General features: G+C 72.4%; 1 protein-coding gene. It reads left to right on the top strand.

The window, feature by feature from the left end; all coding sequences use genetic code 11:
- The coding region (locus ACZYSP_RS35465) for a beta/alpha barrel domain-containing protein (protein ID WP_489019237.1) at window positions 1-294 on the top strand (294 nt) is incomplete at both ends.

The raw sequence follows: 294 nt of genomic DNA, 5'->3' as shown, positions 1-294 counted from the left end.
CGGCCGCGGGCCGGTCAACCCCTATGCGCTGCAGGTGCTGCGCGATCGGCTGAAGGTGCCGATGCTGGTCGACGCGGGCCTGGGGCTGCCGTCGCATGCCTGCCAGGGGATGGAATGGGGCTACGACGGCGTGCTGCTCAACACGGCCGTTGCACTGGCGCAAGACCCGGTCGCAATGGCTGGCGCTTTCGCCGCCGCGGTGCAGGCTGGCCGCACCGCATATCGCGCCGGCGCCATGGCAGCGCAAGACGCCGCCCAGCCGAGCACGCCCGGACTCGGCACGCCCTTCTGGCA

It is taken from the genome of Variovorax sp. F042 (assembly GCF_057814215.1).
This window is presented reverse-complemented; position numbering and strand designations above follow the sequence as displayed.